The following is a 17,882-nucleotide window of genomic DNA, read 5'->3' as shown; positions in this document are numbered from 1 at the left end:
CAACGTCTCCAGACGCGTCGACGGCGTGAACTTGAAAAATGCGCTTGGCCAGATCAAGGCCCACGGTGGTAATCTGCATGGCGGATGGCTCCTTAGCTCGGGTTGCCTGACAGCAAACCCACTGTGGCACTGTGATGCCGGGAGCGGGAGCCATCCACCTCATCTGCTTTCAGCACCAGACGAAGCTGATTCTCTACGGCCGACATGCGGCGCAAAGCGGTCGTCATCGCGTGGGCCTCTCAACGGCAACATCAGGTCACGACGAGAAGTCCGCAGTGACGGACTGCACAGCCTACCTCTGCTAGCTGCGCACAGCGCGGCCCCCTCGCGACAACGCAAAGAGCCTCGTTCTTGTCGTCCAGGATCCCGACGCGCCGAGCGGAATGTTCGGTCATTGGGGCGTTTTCAACATTCCGCCGGACCTCGACAAACTGATCGAGGCCGAGAGCGGCAAGCCTGGCCCCGATGCGCTCCGGCAGGCTACCAACGATTTCGGCAACGCTTACTATGACGGCCCTCAACCGCCGGTCGGACACGGCGTGCATCACTATCGCTTTCGGCTGGCCGCGCTCGATATTCCGAGCCTGGGTATTCCAGCCGACACGGGCGTGGAGCGCATTTGGCAAGAAGCTGTCCTGGAGGAGGCCGAGCTGGTGGGGACCTACGAGCGCGACAGATGATATTTCGCCCGCCACCTGACTAGGGAAACTGGACGCATGTCCGCGTCGTTGCCGCGGCCCGCTGTTGGCAATCCTGACCATCTGCGCAATCGTGACATGACAGCGCAGCAGTCGCGCGGAACACAGGAAAGACGATCGGCAAACCGAGCGCCTATTTCGCGAAGATAAGGGCTAAAAAAGCAGGCGATGGAGATCGGGCGCGGCGCGATGGTGATCCGCACCGATCCATAAGGTCACAGGCTGCTTTCGCTAGTGCGCGATCTTCCGCCTCAACCAGTTAAGAAGCCTGTATCCGCGAATAGTCGCGCGAACCCTTCCGGCGGCCCACCGCGCTTGCATCGTTGCGCCGACGTGGCAATCGCAGACGATGTCGTGCAAATGCCAGTCGTCCAGTTCGAAGAAGCGTTTTGCCTCACCATACGTATCGTCCTTCAGGCCCAGGGCGCGCAGTACCGGGTCTTCGAAGGCAACGGTGATGGGTGATCCTTCACCACGCACTTTGTCACGTGCTTCGGGACGCAGGTATTCGGTGCCGGTAAAGGCTCCAAGGCACCGCTCGGGGCGTTGATCGAGAAGCTCGGCCCAACGCTCGATCCGCTGGTTTCGTGTCATTGAATAGATTGCCGAGGATTCGACTTTTGCGACCGCATGCAACTGGTCGAGTGTTTGGTGTTTCATGGGCAGGCTCCTCTTGATGGGCGAACTACCCCTCCTCACCAAAAATTATTGCGCTGCGACGCGCCGGCAAGAGTGAAGGTGCTGGCCGGGAAAGAAACCGGACTGGCGGCAGGAATGACCGTCAAATGCCTACCGGCTCAGGGGAACCCTGCCGTTTTCGATGAATTTATAGCCAAGGCGAATTGCCATGGAAGACAAACCATCAGTCACGGTCGGTCCCACTCTGCACGCGCCTCACGCTTCAAGGTCTACACGGGGAGTGGAAGCTGCCATTCTGTTTGACAGCCACGGCTGGAGAAAAGTGATCCTGAACGGTCAAAGCCTTGCCTCATCGGCCGTAAGTGCGTGCTCTCGCGTGCCGGAGACGATGATCTCCAGGACCTCATGCTCGTCGGTGTTCCTGATGTAGCGATCGCCGACGTTCTCGCCGCGCTTCAGCACCATCACGCGGTCGCCCACAGCGAAGATGTCAACGAGGCGGTGGGAGATGATGATCTGGGCAACGCCCTGCTTTTTCAGTTCCAGCATGGTCTCGAGCAGCCGCTCGGTCGCCATCACCGAGAGATTGGCGGTCGGCTCGTCGAGGATCACCACGCGCGGCTGGAAGGAGATCGCGCGGGCAATCGCCACAGATTGCTGGCGGCCACCCGACAGGCTCTCGACCTTTTGATAGACGGAGTTCACGTCGACCTTGAGCCGCTTCAGCACGCTGTCGGCTTCCGCGTACATTTTCCGCCGATTGACGAAAAGGCCCTTGCGCGGCCAACGGCCAAGAAAGATGTTCTGACCGACATCCATATTCCCGCAGAGCGCGAAGTCCTGGTAGATCATCTCGATGCCGGCGTCGCGGCTTTCGTGCGGGCTCTTGAAGCGCACCGGCTGCCCGGCGACGAAGACCTCGCCGCCGGCGTCGCGCTGGTAGGCGCCGGTCAGGATCTTCATCAGCGTCGACTTGCCGGCCGAGTTGTCGCCGACGAGGCCCAGGATCTCGCCGGGATAGAGCACGAGGTCGACGTTGCGGAGCGCCTGCACCGCACCGAAGGCTTTTTCGATGCCCCGCATTTCTACGATTGGTGCAGGCTTAGTCGCGTCACGCATGGGTGGTTTCCGCCGTTCTTGTGCGCCGCGCGAGGCGAACCCGCAGGCGGCCGAAGATGTTGGCCTGGCGCACCCAGATGTCGATCAGCACCGCCACGATCAGGATGCCACCGATGAAGACGTTGATCCAGTGCTGCGGCATGGCGAGGCCCTGGACGTTGAGCTGCAGCAGCGCCCGGATCAGGGTGATCACTGCCGCCCCGGCGAGCGCCCCGATCACGGTGCCGTAGCCGCCGAAGATCGAACCGCCGCCGATGATCACCGAGGCGATGGCGTCGAGCTCGCGGAACTGGCCGGCCACCGGGTTGAAGCTGCGGAAGTAGGCGACGTTGATGATCCCGGCCATTGTCGCGCAGAGCGCCGCCAGCATGAGCGCGAGGAACCGCACCCGGTTGGTGTTGATGCCGGCATAGGCGGCGGCGCGAATGTTGCCGCCGGTCGCATAGACCTTCTGCCCGAACGGCATGTAGGCGAGCACGACGCCGGCAATGAGGGCGACGAACAGCATCCAGATGGTCTGGACGCTCACCACCTCGGCGACCGAGCGCAGGAGCCCGTCCGGGAGCGAGATGCGGTAGTGCAGCAGGATATCGTTCACCTTGCGGCCAAGCAGGTTGTAGCCCTCGGGCCAGCCGGTGAGCTGCTGCCCGGCGACGAACCAGGCGGCGAGGCCGCGGGCGATGTAGAACATACCCAGCGTGGCGATGAAGGCCGGCAGCTTGAAGCCGACGGTGACGATCGCGTTGACGAGGCCGGCGCACATGCCCGCGAGCAGGCCCATCGCCACGGCGGTAAGTGGGTCAGCGTCGAGGACCTTCAGGAAATAGGCGGCGGTGCTGCCGGCGAGGGCGAGCACCGCCCCGACGGAGAGGTCGATGTCGCCGGCGGCGATGACGTAGGTGAGCCCTACGGTGATCAGCGCAAGCTCGGTGTAGTTGAGCAGGATCGCGAAGCTGTTGGACAGGTTCCACCAGTAGTCCGGCCGGAGCGCGAGGCCGGTCAGCCACAGGAGCGCGGTCAGGATGATGGCGAGCGCGTCGCGCCGGGCGAGGAACTTGCCGAATCCGGTGGCCGACAGCGCCATGTCGGTCGCCATCGCGCCCTTGGTCTGCACCCCCTCGATCGCGATGCCGCCGATCTCGTAGGCCGGTGGCGGCGGCCGGCCGCGGAGCCAGGCCCAGAGGCGCCCTGCCACCTGGCGGCGGATGAGATAGGGCTCGATGAGCACCGCGACGATGAGCAGCAGCCCGAGGAAGACCGGCACCGCGCCGACCGGCAGCGAGAAGACGGCGTTGACCGTGATTTCCTCGTCGCCGATCTTGATGACGCGCGTGATCGGCCAGCCCTCGCGCAGCACCTTGTCGAGCAGCACGACCAGCATGGCCCCGAGGCAGGACCCGGCAACCCGGCCGCGGCCGCCGAGGATCGAGGCGCCGCCGATGATGACGGCGGCAATGACGGTCAGTTCACCGCTGACGCCGTATAGCGGGGTCACGCCCTTGTCCTGGGCGGCCGACAGCAGCCCGGCGAGGGTCGCGCAGAGCGAGGAGATCAGGTAGGCCCGGATGCGCACCCAGTTGGTCGGGATGCCGGCATAGCCCGCTGCCTGCTCGTTGCCGCCGGTGGCGAAGGTCTCGTAGCCCCAGCGGGTCTTGGCAAGCACATAGGCGCCGACGACGGCGACGACGGCGAAGACCACGATCTGGTTGTTGAAACCCAGGACGTTGGTCTCGCCGAAGTGGAAGAACAGCGGATGCTCGCTCGCCTTGGCGGGATAGTAGATCGACTGGCCATGGGTCAGCGCCAGCACGAAGCCGCGGCCGATGAAGAGGATGGTCAGCGTGCCGATGAACGCCGGCACCTTCAGGACGGTGACGAGCACGCCGTTGATCAGCCCGATCAGCGTGCCGAGCAGCAGGCAGAGGACCACCGAGGGGACGATGCCGAGATCGAGGAAGCTCGGGGCGAACAGACGGGCGAACACCACGGCGACCAGTCCGTAGGTGGAGCCGACCGACAGGTCGAGGTCCTTGTTGACGATGACGAAGGTCATCCCGACCGCGATGATGGCCACCCGCGAGGTGTCGCGCAGCAGGGCGTGGAGCGCCTCGGTCGAGCCGAAGAACGCGGGGTTGACGAAAGCGCCGCCGAGATAGAGCAGCAAAAGCAGGGCAAGCAGCCCCGCCTCCCAGCCGCCGACAAGCTGGGGCGGCGCACGGCCGGGCGATTTGGTCGCGGTGGGCGCCATGGGTCCCCCTCTGGTCGTTGCCGTCGCTGCGGGGGAACTCGCGCCCTCCCGCACCGATTTCAAACGTTCCGAGCGAAATCAGTTCTCGAAGCGCTTGCCGACGTTTCCGACAGTCTCCTGCGTCACGAGTTGGGCGCGCGTGTCGAGATTGGCCGCCGCGATGCCGCGGTCGATCTGCAGATAGAGCTGCATAACCGGCCAGAAGCCCTGCAAGAAAGGCTGCTGCCCGAGCGCGCCGGTCAGATCGCCGCTCTTCATCGCATCCTGCTGGGCCGGGCCGAGGTCGAAACCGTAGGCGCAGATCTTGCCGGTCATTCCGGCCTGAGCGACGGCCTTGGCAAGCGCCGGCGTGAACACGTTGTTGCCGGCGAACGCGCCAACGACGTCGCCGCGCGATTCGAACAGCGTCACGATGCCGTTCACCGGATCATTCGGATTGGTGTCGATACCGGTGTTCTCCGGACCCGCGTCGACCTTGAAGGCATCAAGCTTGCCGGCATCCTTCAAGCCCTTGACGATGGCGTTGAAGGCCGAAGTGACGCGATTGTTCACCTCGATGTTGCCCATTGCGGTCGACGACGGCAGGACGATCGAACCCTTCTCGATACCCTTGTCCGCGAGGCACTTGACGAGCGCCTCGCCGGCGATTGCGGCAGCGGAGGCGTCCTGGCCGGTGTGCCCGATGCCGCTGCGGTTGAGGATCGTGCCGTCAAAGGAATTGGTCGTGGCGACCGGTATGCCCTTCGCCTCGGCGGCCTTGACAATGTCGTTATAGGCGCCGACCTGGGGCGTTGTCATGATCAGCCCGTCGATCGTCGGATCCTGCACGATCTGGTTCAGGATTTCGATCTCGCGGGCCGGGTCGTCGGTCGGCGATTCCGCGCCAAGCAGCAGAACCTTGGCGCCGATCAGGTTGCCGGCGACGGTCGCGCCGACGTAGACCGGATCGAAGAAGCCATTGCCGGCAGTGTGTGTCACGATAGCGAAAGTGAGATGACCATCGGCCGAATGGAAGTCCTTGGTACCGGGGGCCTCCTTTGCGGCTTCTTCGAAGCTGTAGCCGCCGACCGCCTTATCGACGCCGCCCGATTGTGCGTAGGCGTTCGATACGCCGAGCGATAACGCCGCGGCACACACCGCGAGCGGGAAAATATGTTTCATGATTATCCTCCCTTGCAACTAACGGTCGGAAGCCGTTCGGGCGCATTTATTCAGGGGATTCCGAATGCTTCCTTCCACCCCGTATATTCTGCCCAAAGCCTGCCCACGTAAATAGTGCTCCCACTTTCACCGACGAATTGGTTCAGAGCGGAAAGCATCCGCGCCGTCGAAAGGTCTCCTAACGCAACCGGGTCCTGCTAAGAGTTCGGAAGGCTTCTGGTCGGCGGAGCGTGATCCCGAACGGAAATCAGATCGACATGACGGTGTTCGAGAAGAAGTTCGACGCCGGGGCAGCAGCGATGCGGGAAGTGATGAAAACGGCGACTGCATTTGGACGGCCGAATCCGCCGCTCGCAAGCGAGGATTGATCGTTCGCTAGAAATTGGCCAATGCGAATGACTGCAATTGGATACAGTGACGCGCCTTTAGCTGTCTTACCCGGGAAGGTCCGCAAATGGCGCACCCGCGACCTCCAGCGCGGTCGCCGGTAATGTCCGCTTTAAGGCAGTCGCACAGCTAACTTTAATGACCGAGATGAGGCGCAAAGCGGTCGTTCACGTCGCGCCGTGCTTAAGTCAGCTTCGAGTCAAACCTTCGCATGCCTCGACTGTTCCAGACGGTAGCGAAGCTACTATTCTACTATCGCGTCACGGGCTGGCATCACCGTGTCGACTGACTGTTTGCGTTGGGATGACTCCGGTCAGTGGAGCAGCACTCGGTTGCGGCCGGTTTGCTTGGCAAGATAAAGTGCCGCATCCGCCCGACGCTGCAACTGCTCCGGTGAGATGGCCTCGTCAGCCGTCTGAACTGCAACTCCAATGCTGAGAGTGACGCGGCGCGACACACGGCATGTTTGCGTCCCCGCCTGAACTGGCGCGGTATGGCCGGAGTTCTCGCAATCGAGCTTGGCGCCAAATTCGCCGCGGGCATCGTGTTCGGCCTTGGTGTCGCCGTCGGTTTTGCGCTGGCGGGCTAGCCCCGCTTGCATGACCGAACCACCTCGCACACTCACCAACGCCGCCCTTGATCGGCTTCCGCTCTTCGCTACCGATCTGGAAATTGCCACCTCAATCGTTGGTCGCGCGCGGGCAAACTACTGGCTAAAGGCGGTCCTGCCGACATTAGAGCGTCGTGGCTTTCCGGCGCAGGATCCGTTGCACACAGGCCGCGCGGTGCCGCTGGTGCGTAAGTTCTATGAGGATTACTTGGCATTACCGCGGGCTTTGTAATGGCCAAGCTTGGCGGTGAGGAGAAGATATGGCAAGAGACGGCGCCGGCAGCGTAACGCACATGACGTAACGTAAAGACTCTGCTGTCGATCGAGCCGCGGGCGGACCTGATTCTGCCTGCCGGCGCCTTATCGGGCAACCTCCACCAGCGGCGCCGGCCATCTTCCCCTTGCTGAAATCGTCAAGCGACCTTGCGAGGGCGAAGACTTGTGTTTGCGCTCAACTGGCGCAATCCTTCCCCTTCACCAAATGGGGGAGCAATGACGAACATCGAAATCCAGAGCCAACAGGAATTCACCGAGGACGGGCGAGTCGGCACGCTGATGTTTGTGGGAGGGCCCATCGTCGGCGGTTTAGGCTATGCGTGGCTGTTGAACGAGTTGGCACGTTCCTATCCGCAGCTCTTTCTACCGTTATGTGTAGTGGCGCTTGGCGCTTTCGTGTTTCTGATCGGATGCGTCAAGATGCTTGTTGGTCGAACCTACCGCCACAACGTCGTGGTCCAATCAGACCGCTCGGCCTAGTTGATCGCTCTCTACATCGCCGCCATCACCGCCTCGATGCTCGCTGGCGCCGTCTGGCGCTAAAGGCAGCGGGACATGATCGGAATGGCCGCTTGCCTGCTTATGGCTGGCTTAGGCGTCTATGTGCTGCTTCGCTGAAATGGCCCGCCGCCGAGGGACAGCAGCGGGCCTATCAAGGCCGGCGAGGGTATGGGGCAAGGGCTTCCGGCCAACATTTGCAACGAGGTACGCGAATTTGTGTTCCCGCGCCTCTCGCAAAATGGCCTGCTTGGGCGGTGGCCCGACTGCTTCCTGCGAGGTAGCCCAAAACAACCCTTGATCCCAGATTTGCCCTTGATCCCAGATTTGCGATGTAGGACCATAATCCTATGTGGGGCGATTTCTCTCAACAGGAGGTCGCCATGGTCAGACGCAATCATCCGAAGCAACTATCGGGTCAGGATTTGGAGAAGTTTCTGCAGGCAGCGGAAGGGCTGCATAAGGCCATCGTCTGCCCGCTGATATCGCCAACGTGCGAGCACTTCCGATCGACGCGGACCCTGCATGAGGTGCTGTTGAAGCCGGTGCGGGAACGGGGAAGGAAGTCCAGTTCATCCGGTGGAATGGCACAGGTCCGGTGCGCCTCTGAAAGGATGATGGTCACCCGTACTTAGCCTTAATTGAGTGACAGCCAATGCGGCTGTAAATTCACTCGCAGGCCGGTGCAATTCCAAGCACCGGCCGTTGCACCCGCCGTCGACTGCGGATGTACCAGCGACGGCGGGAGCAGCGGCAACAGGACCGGTGATCTGGCCGGCGCGGGCAGCACCCAATCGCTGCCCTACCGCTCAGGCGTGCGTGGCGGCACCTGATCGAGGAGTGTGATTTCTTCGGTCTCTAGGCTCGGGTTTGCTGCTGGCAGTTCGCCGTCTATGTTAGCTTGTCGACCGCTTCGGGCAGATCTTTCGTGATCCTGGCAATCAACTCATCGCGCGACCATCGGCAAGGAACGTCCCCGCTTCTGGTGAAGCGACGCCAGCGACCGCCCAGCCACGCGTGCTGGCTAGAATGGATAGCCGCCGGGGCCAACGTCCGTTACGCGGATCAACGTTTTGGGCGAAAAGGAGCATGCGAGCTCTCGGAACGCTTGCGATGCCGAGCCGTTGTGGGGTGCGATAGCGTTAGCGAGATGGAACAATCCGACAACCGGCGAATTTGTAAGATGAAGGGCGATCTGTTTCGGAGGATAACTAGGATGAAACGCGTCCTTGCCCCAAATGCGGTCCGACTGATGCTGAGCGGCGTAACCGCCTGTCTGCTCACGGTCGTTGAGATTCCCAACCCGATTACGCCATTGTCGCTTGTGTCCGAGGCAAGGGCTGCCACCGACATTTCGATCAGCACATTCTACCACGACTTGTCTTCCCATGGTGATTGGGTTTCTTACCACGGAGCGACAGTTTTCGTGCCGGTTGATGTACCTGACGATTGGCGTCCGTATACCCTTGGACACTGGGTCTATACCGAGCAGTATGGCTGGCTCTGGGTATCCGACGAGCCATTCGGCTGGGCGACGTACCACTACGGCCGGTGGGGCTATGCCGACGACATCGGCTGGTACTGGGTTCCGGGCACTCGTTGGGCGCCAGCATGGGTGAGTTGGCGTCGTGACAGGGAGCACATGATTTGGGCTCCGCTGCCGCCGCGCCGCGATCCGGATTTGATTTCAATCGAGGTGACCTTCGACGCGACGCCGGATTTTTACTGGGTCGTTGTCCCCACCCGCGAATTCCTTGCTGCGGACATTTCTGTCGTCGTTATCCGTGATGAGCCGGAATTTGTGCGCATTGTCGAGGCGGCCGAGCCGGTTGGCGATGTGACGATCCAGAACAACGTGGTGATCAACAAAGTCATAGATGTTGATGTGATCGAGAAGGAGACGAACCAGGAGGTGACTGTCGTCAAGGTCAGCAAGACCGACGCGCCCGAGCAGTCCGGCAAATTGGAAAACAATACGGTCAGGGTCTTTGAAGGCGAGGTGAAAGCCGATGCCGATGCCAAACCAGCTGAGATCAAAGATATCGAGGAGGTGAAGAAGGTTCAGGCTGGCCGGAAATCGAAGCCGACCGAAGGCGCTGCCACGACCGAACAGGCCGAGCCCGAGCAGGCGGCCAAGCCTCAGAAAAAGGCCAAGGAGCAGCCCGCCGCCGAGCAGCAGCAGGCCGAGCCTGAGCAGGCGGCCAAGCCGCAGAAAAAGGCCAAGGAGCAGCCCGCCGCCGAGCAGCAGCAGGCCGAGCCCGAGCAGGCGGCCAAGCCGCAGAAAAAGGCCAAGAAGCAGCCCGCCGCCGAGCAGCAGCAGGCCGAGCCCGAGCAGGCGGCCAAGCCGCAGAAAAAGGCCAAGAAGCAGCCCGCCGCCGAGCAGCAGCAGGCCGAGCCCGAGCAGGCGGCAAAGCCTCAGAAACCGAAGGCCAAACAGCAGCCAGCCGTCGAGCAGCAGCAGGCCGAGCCCGAGCAGGCGGCAAAGCCTCAGAAACCGAAGGCCAAACAGCAGCCCGCCGCCGAGCAGCAGCAGGCCGAGCCCGAGCAGGCGGCAAAGCCCAAGCCACAGAAGAAAGAAAACAAGGCGTGCGATCCGCAGACTGGGGCGAACTGCTAGTTAAGTGGGAGGCTAGGGCACCGCGATTGTTTCACCGCGGTGCCCGCTGACGGGCCCAGGAACCATTGCGACGGTAGCGCGTTCGAGAGACTGCCGGTCAGTTTGCCGGACCAATAGTTCAACATAAGGCCATCTGGCCATCTGGAGCGAACCAGCGCTTTCCATGCGCGAGAAGGCGATCCTTCTGATCGCAGCTGACATATGTGTCCCGAACTCGGACTGCCGTTCGAGCTTTGCGTTTCCGTCGAGGACCTCCGTGAATGCTCCGCCACATTGCGCCTAAGACCGGCCGGTCGGCCGATACCTCCCCAGTATCGTCGTTCCCCCTACTCCCACTAGCAAATAACCCATTGAAATCACTGTAAAATACTATTCAACGCAGCGCAAACTCCGACATCCAGACTGTCAAAAAGTTACGCTTTTGATTTTAAAGGGAAAATCGTCGCAAAAACTTTTTTGAGCCTTCACCAACTATCGGGACCAATCGGGCAATTTTTTTCACTTTGCGGCGTTCGACGGCGCGTCTAGCCGGCGTCGAAAAGTACCGTCACCGCTCCAACTAGCGCATTTCTTCGTTGCAAAAACCAATAGTCATGGTGGCCCGGAGGACGTAGTAATCCTTGATTTTATTGAGTTTTTCGTGGGCCAAAATCGCAGAACTTCCCGTATCATCCCGTATGGTTCCACGAACCCGTACAGTCGAACTCGCGTATTCAATGACCCCTCTCGACCCAGAAGAGGTCATGACTTAGGAGCGTCCGGGCCAGAACGGGCACTAGACAGGTGGCCGCGATACATCACGTAACTCACCCAGAAGGCAGCTCGGACGCGTCCCTCGCCGACCACGCTCTTCATGGCTTCGCGCAGCCCCACTTCGTCCGGGCAAGTGCTCTTGGGGGCGCCCACTGCCCCGCCTTGGCCAAGTATTGCCAACCACCCGCTATGCTCTGTCGGCGACTTCTCAGACGCCCCCCAGCCAGGGAGAATCGCGCATTGACATTCCAATTGATTTTTGGATACCTGATAGTATCCTAGTAATCTTCGCGCGGTGAATCTGTTCTGAAAGCCGCCCTTGAGGCGCACTGGATCCGGTCTCTGCATTGACACTTATTGGGAGGAACCGATATGGCAACGACGAATGACGGACTGCAGAGCCTCGAGAGCATCCTGGAAGCTGCGGGAGGACCGGTAAACCTGCTCCGCGGCTCCAACCTTGGGCCGTACCGCTTTCCCGTCATTCCGCCGGAGTTCACGAACTGGCGCGACGAAGTGCGTGCGTGGAAGGACAGCTGCGCGCTGCTCGAGCAGTCCTACCACATGACCGAACTGCACCTGCGCGGGTCGCAGGTCATCCCCTTCCTCTCGGAGATCGCGGTCAACAAGTTCGACCCGTTCCCGGTCCTGCGCGCCAAACAGCTCGTGCTGGCAGGCCACGACGGATTCTACATCGCCGACGCCATCATCTTCCGGGAGGCCGAGGACTTCTTCCGCATCGTCGGCGCTCCCTTCGCAAGCGACTGGGTGCTCTACAACGCGCAGAAGAGCGACTACGACGTCGAGGCGAAAAAGGACGACAATTTCTCGATCCGCTCCGGCACCCGCGAGGTGTTCCGCGTCCAGATCCAGGGACCGAACGCCCTTGCGCTGATGCGCGAGGTGAGCGGTGGCGGCCTGCCGGAGATCAAATTCTTCAACATCGGTGAGTTCCAGATTGCAGGCAAATCCGTCCGCGCCCTGCGGCACGGCATGGCCGGCGAACCCGGCTTCGAGATCTACGGGGCCTGGGACGACCAGCAGGCGGTGCGCGAAGCGCTGGAGAAGACCGGCGAGAAATACGGGCTGCGCCGGATCGGCGCGCTCGCCTACTCGACCACTGCACAGGAGTCCGGCTGGGTGCCGATGCCGCTGCCGGCGATCTATCACAGCGACGACATGAGGCCCTACCGCGAGTGGCTGAACAACTACTTCCTGGAATCGGTCGCTTCGCTCGGCGGCAGTTTCGTGTCGGACGACATCACGGACTACTATGTCGATCCGATCGAGCTCGGCTACAGGAACGTCATCGATTTCGGCCGCGACTTCATCGGCCGCGACGCCTTGCTGGAGAGGGCGAACAACCAGCGCCGCACGAAGGTGACGCTTGAGTGGAACGACGAGGATGCAGCCGCCGTGATGCAGGACTCCATCTTCCCGGCCAACGGCACCCCCGCCAAGTTCCTCAACATGCCGATGCCCATGTACGCCACATTCCAGGTCGACGCCGTCATGAAGAAGGGCAAGGTTGCGGGCATCTCGACCTGGCCGTCTTTCACCGCAAACGCCAACCGCTTCATCTCGCTGGGGCTTGTCGACCTCGAGCATGCACAGCCGGGAACCGAAGTCACGCTTGTGTGGGGCGAGCCCGAGTCGCGCCGCAACACTGTGGAGAAGCACCAGGTCCGCGAGATCCGGGCAAAGGTCGCGCCGGCACCCTACTTCGAAAAGGTCATCAAGACCGGCAAGCACTGACGCGCCGACCGAAGCCGGCACCGCGCGGGTCGAGCGCCGACTGCCGGCTGCAAAACATGTCCAGATCACCTTGGAATGCGGCCTCGACATCGAGGCCGCAGACGAGATGCCTGTGCTCAGAACGACCGCGAGACCGGCCGCTTCTTCATGCGCATAGCGTTCACGATGAACCCGCGACGAGAATTTCGCCGGCCGCTGGTGATCAGGCGGTACCTTCCAGATAGCGCCTGTCGAAGACGCCTTCCGCTGCGTCGCGCTTCGACTTGTCGAGCAAGTTAGCCCTGACCATCAGGTCGATCGTCGTCCTGAGCGCCTTGTCTGGTACGGCAAGGCCGTCCGGCCACATGCCCATGCCGCGCATGTAATCCAACCCCCGCCACGCCAGGGATTCACTGTCGGGTGTGGTGATGCGCTGGAAGATCGGCAGGGTGATGCCATGGTTGGCCGCATCATTGGTGACCACATGCGCTTCGATCAGCGCCTTGAGGAAGCTGGTCACCACATCGCAGTTCGCGCCGAGCCAGGGAGCCTTTCCGATGATGGCGGTGAAGAGTATCTCGGGGATGGCGGCGCAGACCTCCCCGAGCAGGCTGTAGCCCTGGTCCTGGGCGAGGAAGTTCCACGGCGCGGGCTGCGGAGCGCAGTCGATATCGCCCGCCTGCAGCGCCTCCCACCGCTTCGTATGAATGCCGGCCAAGGCAAACTCATAGTCGCCGGGATAGTGCAGCCCTTCCGCGGCCAGCATGATCTGCGTGTAGACCGCAGTCCCCTCCGTCAGCGAGGAGGTGCCGATCCTTTTGCCCCTCAGCTCGGCGAGCGAGTTGATGCCCGGGCGCGCCACGATGGACATCGGCAGGCGCACGGCGTTGGCGGCGATGATGCGCAGTTCCCCTCCCCTGACGAAGTCGGCAACGGCGCCTTCCGGTGGCGTGATCGCCAGGTCCGCTTCGCCCTCGAGAACGGCCGTGGTGGCCTTTTCGACGCTGCCCATGCGCTTGTAGACGATCCGCACGCCGTGCTTTTCGAAAAGGCCCTGCTCCTCGGCAACGAAGACGGGAAGCCAGTTGAACCCCTGCGCTCCGCCAGCGAGCCGAAGATCGGCGAGGCCGGCAGGTTCCAGATCGATCATGACGATATCCTCCCTCGAAAACTTCCGGCGCAGCACCGGCTTGATCCTCTGTCTGGCGAGATGCGGCTCAGTCCCGCGCACTTGGAGCCGCCGATGTTGACAGAGGCATGATAATTTGAGATACCAATAAGTATCTAAAAAACAATCGGTATGTCAACATATCGAATAAGGGAGCCGGCTGGATGCAAGATCAAGCCGAAGGGAGGACGTATGCGCACCGCCATGAGTTTCGCCGATATCCCTGAACAACAGTCCCAAGCTCTGCGGGATTGCTGACATGAGCGGCCTGGCGCGATCACCACAGGAAGCGCTGATCCTGGGCATGGTTACGGCGGGTTTGCTGGCGCTTGTCGCTGCCGGGCTGCTGCGCTGGCTGCGCGCCGGGCGGATCTGGACGGACCTCCTGGTGCCGGCCTGCTTCCTTGTCGCCTACTGGCTCACCTACAACAAGGTGCCGTCTTTCCCGCCAGTGGGCGCAGTCAACAAGATCTTCTTCGTGGCCGTGATCGGGACGGCGCTCGGTGTCCTGGTCGAGGCCGTCGGCCGTAGCGGGCTCGGTCGCGCGCTTCTCCTTGCCCAACCGATCGCGTCCGCCGCGTATATAGGAACGGCCCGCCTGCCCGATGCGCTCCCGGAAGTGGCGGCAGCAGCACTTTGGGGCCTGCTGGTGATGCATGGCCTTTCCCGTGGAACAGGTCAGTCCGAGGACGAATCCTGCATGAGGCGCCCCACCCTGCTCGGCATCGCATGCGCCGGATTCGCGCCGATCGCGCTGTTGGGAGCATCGTCCTCGAGCTTCCAGCTCAGCCTGCTTTTTGCAGCCGCCATCGCTGCCATTGTCGCCGCCAACATCTCAAATCCGGACTTCGGATTTCGCTCCGCATCCCTCCTTGGCGGAGCAGGGGGCATGATCGCGGTCGCACAGACCGTCACGCTCATCACGCGCAAGGCCGACATGCTGGCGCTGGCCGTGTTCACCTTGGTCTTTGTCACGCCTTTTGTCGTCGATCCGGTACTGCGCCGGGTCCGCGCCACGAACAAGGCCGTTCGAATCGCCGCTTTTGTCGGGATGTGCCTGCTGCCTGTCGGCGCATCCCTGGCGACTGTGATCGCGCGATACGGCTCAAGCTTCCCGGTATGACCTGGGAGAGGACTGTCGGAACCATCAACAGGGAGGAACTACGACCATGCCGAAGTTACTGCGCACCACCTTGCTTGCCGCCACCATCGCCTGGCTGCCGCTGACCGCCGAAAGGGCAGCGGCCGGGACATTCGATATCGATCCCGTGCATTCAGGGATTGCTTTCTTCATCGATCATCTCGGCTTCTCGCAGGTGATCGGAGTCGCGAAGGAATTCTCGGGCTCGTTCCAGTTCGATGCTGCTCGCCCTGGGGAAAGCAGCCTCGATGTTGCGGTGAAAGTAGCAGGGATCTCAACCAACAACAGCCAGCGCGATAGCGACATCCAGGGCGCGGACTGGTTCAATGCAACGGAGTTCCCGCAGATCACCTTTGTCGGGCACGAATTCAAGGCGGCCGACGCCAAGGCCGGCACGATCTCGGGCGATCTGACGATCGCCGGCGTTACCAAGCCCGTCACGCTGGACGTCACCTTCAACAAGGAAGGCCAAAACCCGTGGGACAAGAGTCACGTCGTCGGCTTCAGCGCGCGCACTTCGATCAAACGCAGCGACTTCGGCATGAAAGCCGCGCTCGGAATGATTGGCGACGAGGTGAGCCTCGTTATTCAGGTTGAAGGGCGCGCCCGTTCGTAAACCAGCGGTGACCTTCCGGCAGGCAACAGGCCTGCCGGGCACCTCGATTCCGCACAATGGCGGGAAGCGGAGCGCATCGGCGCGGTCCGCCTCCTTCCAGCCAATTGAGAAATTCTCGTCAGCGGATTGCGCCGGTGAGACTTGCCGTGGCTTATTCCGCCGCCACGGGATCCGTACGCCTGAAAGAATCGCCCATGCCGCCTTGCGCGAAAAGGTGGCTTGCATGAGCGATGACATTCTCGGTCGTCTCGCGGATATGCCGGTCGACCAAATCCTGTGCAGTGGCGGTGTCGCGGGCGATGACCCGATCCATAATCATCTTGTGCTCGACGTCTTTTGCGCGCCATTGCGGACGAAACTGCGAGGACATCCTGCGGTAGCGGTGGGCGCGCTCGAAGAGCTTCTGCCGGATTTCGAGCAGGTTCGGTGAGCCGCACGCCGCGACGAGGGAAAGGTGGAACGCACCGTGCAGCGAAGCCCAGTCGTCGGATAGGTAGTAGCTCGCGCCAAGCCGGCTCTGCAGACGATCCATCCGATGGAAATTGGCCATAATGTCCGCCTCCCAGCGATCGTCGCCACGATCGATCGCCAGCTTGATGCACTGCCGTTCGATGAGCACGCGGACATCCGTCAGATCGTTGAGGTCAAAGAGCGAGACCGGCGCGACCAGGAAACCGCGCTGCCCCTCCGCGACAACCAGACCTTCGGCCACCAGTCGCGAGAGGGCCTCACGCAAGGTGGAGAAGCTTACTTCATACATCTCCTTCAGCGTCTCGAAGCGCAGCTTGGTTCCCGGCTTCAAGGCGCAGCTGATGATGTCGCTGCGCATGCGCGCCAACACATCCCCGGCGCGTGTCTCTCCGGCGGGCTTGAGGGTAGTGCTCATGCAAACGACTCCGCATTGAATTAGCGCGGAGATTACTGCGGATTTTCGAAATAATCAAACGTGTCGCCCTTGCGCGCGGGTACCCGCCGTCCGACGGGGAAGAACAGAGCGTATTGAACTTAGCGGTCGGACAACAGCCGCTCGGCATGCCAGCGCAGATGATCGTCCATGAAGGTCGAAATGAAGAAGTAGGAGTGATCGTAGCCCTCCTGCATGCGCAGGATGAGCCTGATGCCTGCCCGGTCGCATGCCTCCTGGAACAGCCACGGCCGCAGACCGTCCTGCAGAAACCCATCGGCCGTGCCCTGATCGACCAGGAATTCCGGGAACCGCGCACCGTCCTCGACGAGCGCGCAAGCGTCATGCCCGCGCCATGCCGCCTCGTCGCCGCCGAGATACTTTTCGAACGCCGGTCGCGACCAGCCAGCGGTGGTCGGCTGCACGATCGGCGCGAACCCCGAGCAGCTTCGGAAGCGGGCGGGATTTCTGAGCGCGATCGTCAGCGCGCCATGCCCGCCCATTGAATGGCCGAAGATCGCCTGGCGCGTCATGTCGGCGGAAAATTCCAGTGCGATCAACGCCGGCAATTCCTCGGTGACATAGGAATACATGCGATAGTTTCCTGCGTAGGGCTTTTGCGTCGCATCGATATAGAAGCCTGCACCGCTGCCGAACTGCCAGCTGTCTTTTTCATCCGGAACATCGGCCCCGCGCGGACTGGTATCAGGGCAAACGACAATCAGGCCGAGTTCGGCCGCCATACGCCGGTACTCGCCCTTGTCCATGACGTTGGCATGGGTGCAGGTCAGTCCTGACAGGTACCAGACGACCGGCAGCGGACCTTGCGCCGCCTGAGGGGGCACGAAAACGGCAAACGTCATTTCGCAGGCGCAGGCATCCGAAGCGTGGGAATAGACCCCCTGGATACCGCCATGTGATTTGGCGGCGGAAATCAGCTTCATCTGTTGTGGCATGTGTTCCTTCTCCGCCAAACGCCAACCTAGCCGGGGTATCTACCGCAGCGTTTGTGATTGCATCAAGCTTGGTGGATCGACCAACGGATCGTCCGGAATGGCCGTGCGGCTTCCGCCGATTCGGGAGAAGCCGCGTATTTTGCAACATGGAGCTTTCAGCGCGGCGTGCGGCTCATACCGATCAGTAGACCACGACGCTGCGAATGCTGTCACCGGCATGCATGAGGTCGAAGCCCTTGTTGATGTCTTCCAGCTTCAGCGTGTGCGTGATCATCGGGTCGATCTGGATCTTGCCGTCCATGTACCAGTCGACGATCCTCGGCACGTCGGTGCGGCCGCGCGCGCCGCCGAAGGCGG

14 protein-coding genes and 2 pseudogenes are annotated in these 17,882 nt (G+C 61.9%); 7 read left to right on the top strand and 9 right to left on the bottom strand.

The features are described from left to right. The first annotated feature begins 383 nt into the window (after positions 1-383). The gene (locus ACFX5Q_RS33970) at positions 384-680 is read left to right on the top strand and encodes a YbhB/YbcL family Raf kinase inhibitor-like protein (protein ID WP_404284855.1); all 297 of its coding nucleotides are present in this window, start codon (positions 384-386) and stop codon (positions 678-680) included. A gap of 249 nt (positions 681-929) precedes the next feature. On the opposite strand, the gene ACFX5Q_RS33965 is transcribed toward ACFX5Q_RS33970, so the two are convergent. The 5 genes and pseudogenes from ACFX5Q_RS33965 to ACFX5Q_RS33945 all read right to left on the bottom strand — a co-directional run. Further along, the gene (locus tag ACFX5Q_RS33965) at positions 930-1,358 is read right to left on the bottom strand and encodes a hypothetical protein (RefSeq protein WP_404284853.1); all 429 of its coding nucleotides are present in this window, start codon (positions 1,356-1,358) and stop codon (positions 930-932) included. Positions 1,359-1,673: 315 nt separating this feature from the next. Continuing rightward, complete coding sequence (locus ACFX5Q_RS33960; RefSeq protein WP_404284851.1) at positions 1,674-2,456, bottom strand: ATP-binding cassette domain-containing protein; 783 nt, start codon at positions 2,454-2,456, stop codon at positions 1,674-1,676. Beyond that, a complete protein-coding gene (locus tag ACFX5Q_RS33955; protein ID WP_404284849.1) occupies positions 2,449-4,704 on the bottom strand; it encodes an ABC transporter permease in 2,256 nt (751 codons plus the stop codon). The genes ACFX5Q_RS33960 and ACFX5Q_RS33955 overlap by 8 nt, the downstream gene beginning before the upstream one ends. A 78-nt stretch (positions 4,705-4,782) precedes the next feature. Then, positions 4,783-5,865, bottom strand: a complete 1,083-nt coding sequence (locus ACFX5Q_RS33950) for a substrate-binding domain-containing protein (RefSeq protein ID WP_120019063.1) — start codon at positions 5,863-5,865, stop codon at positions 4,783-4,785. 700 nt (positions 5,866-6,565) lie between these two features. Continuing rightward, positions 6,566-6,712 (bottom strand): annotated as a pseudogene (locus tag ACFX5Q_RS33945) (diguanylate cyclase domain-containing protein); the annotation flags it as partial. A 139-nt stretch (positions 6,713-6,851) separates the two neighbouring features. Here ACFX5Q_RS33945 and ACFX5Q_RS33940 point away from each other — a divergent pair. The 4 genes from ACFX5Q_RS33940 (at position 6,852) to ACFX5Q_RS33925 (ending at position 12,761) form a co-directional block, all read left to right on the top strand. Further along, a complete protein-coding gene (locus tag ACFX5Q_RS33940; RefSeq protein ID WP_404284847.1) occupies positions 6,852-7,094 on the top strand; it encodes a hypothetical protein in 243 nt (80 codons plus the stop codon). A gap of 260 nt (positions 7,095-7,354) precedes the next feature. Next, entirely contained in the window at positions 7,355-7,618 is a 264-nt protein-coding gene (locus tag ACFX5Q_RS33935; protein ID WP_404284845.1) for a hypothetical protein, read from the top strand. Between the two features lie 1,234 nt (positions 7,619-8,852). Next, positions 8,853-10,253, top strand: a complete 1,401-nt coding sequence (locus ACFX5Q_RS33930) for a DUF6600 domain-containing protein (RefSeq protein ID WP_404284843.1) — start codon at positions 8,853-8,855, stop codon at positions 10,251-10,253. 1,125 nt (positions 10,254-11,378) lie between these two features. Next, complete coding sequence (locus ACFX5Q_RS33925; protein WP_404284841.1) at positions 11,379-12,761, top strand: aminomethyl transferase family protein; 1,383 nt, start codon at positions 11,379-11,381, stop codon at positions 12,759-12,761. Positions 12,762-12,963: 202 nt separating this feature from the next. Here the strand turns inward: ACFX5Q_RS33925 and ACFX5Q_RS33920 are convergent, their stop codons facing one another. After that, positions 12,964-13,890: an ABC transporter substrate-binding protein gene (locus tag ACFX5Q_RS33920; RefSeq protein ID WP_404284839.1), complete on the bottom strand. Its 927-nt coding sequence runs from the start codon at positions 13,888-13,890 to the stop codon at positions 12,964-12,966. A 277-nt stretch (positions 13,891-14,167) separates the two neighbouring features. On the opposite strand from ACFX5Q_RS33920, the gene ACFX5Q_RS33915 reads away from it, so the two are divergent. Further along, positions 14,168-15,031 (top strand): hypothetical protein, encoded by an 864-nt coding sequence (locus ACFX5Q_RS33915; RefSeq protein ID WP_404284837.1) that lies wholly within the window; start codon positions 14,168-14,170, stop codon positions 15,029-15,031. A gap of 46 nt (positions 15,032-15,077) precedes the next feature. Beyond that, positions 15,078-15,665 (top strand): YceI family protein, encoded by a 588-nt coding sequence (locus tag ACFX5Q_RS33910; protein WP_404284835.1) that lies wholly within the window; start codon positions 15,078-15,080, stop codon positions 15,663-15,665. Positions 15,666-15,816: 151 nt separating this feature from the next. Here the strand turns inward: ACFX5Q_RS33910 and ACFX5Q_RS33905 are convergent, their stop codons facing one another. From ACFX5Q_RS33905 to ACFX5Q_RS33895, 3 genes and pseudogenes are all read right to left on the bottom strand, one after another. Further along, positions 15,817-16,551, bottom strand: a complete 735-nt coding sequence (locus ACFX5Q_RS33905; RefSeq protein ID WP_404284833.1) for an FCD domain-containing protein — start codon at positions 16,549-16,551, stop codon at positions 15,817-15,819. A gap of 119 nt (positions 16,552-16,670) precedes the next feature. Beyond that, positions 16,671-17,525 (bottom strand): S-formylglutathione hydrolase, encoded by an 855-nt coding sequence (fghA, locus tag ACFX5Q_RS33900; RefSeq protein WP_404284831.1) that lies wholly within the window; start codon positions 17,523-17,525, stop codon positions 16,671-16,673. Positions 17,526-17,706: 181 nt separating this feature from the next. Then, a pseudogene (locus ACFX5Q_RS33895) lies at positions 17,707-17,882 on the bottom strand (S-(hydroxymethyl)glutathione dehydrogenase); the annotation flags it as partial.

This window comes from Mesorhizobium sp. IMUNJ 23033 (assembly GCF_044778005.1).
Classification (GTDB): Bacteria; Pseudomonadota; Alphaproteobacteria; order Rhizobiales; family Rhizobiaceae; genus Mesorhizobium; species Mesorhizobium amorphae_A.
This window is presented reverse-complemented; position numbering and strand designations above follow the sequence as displayed.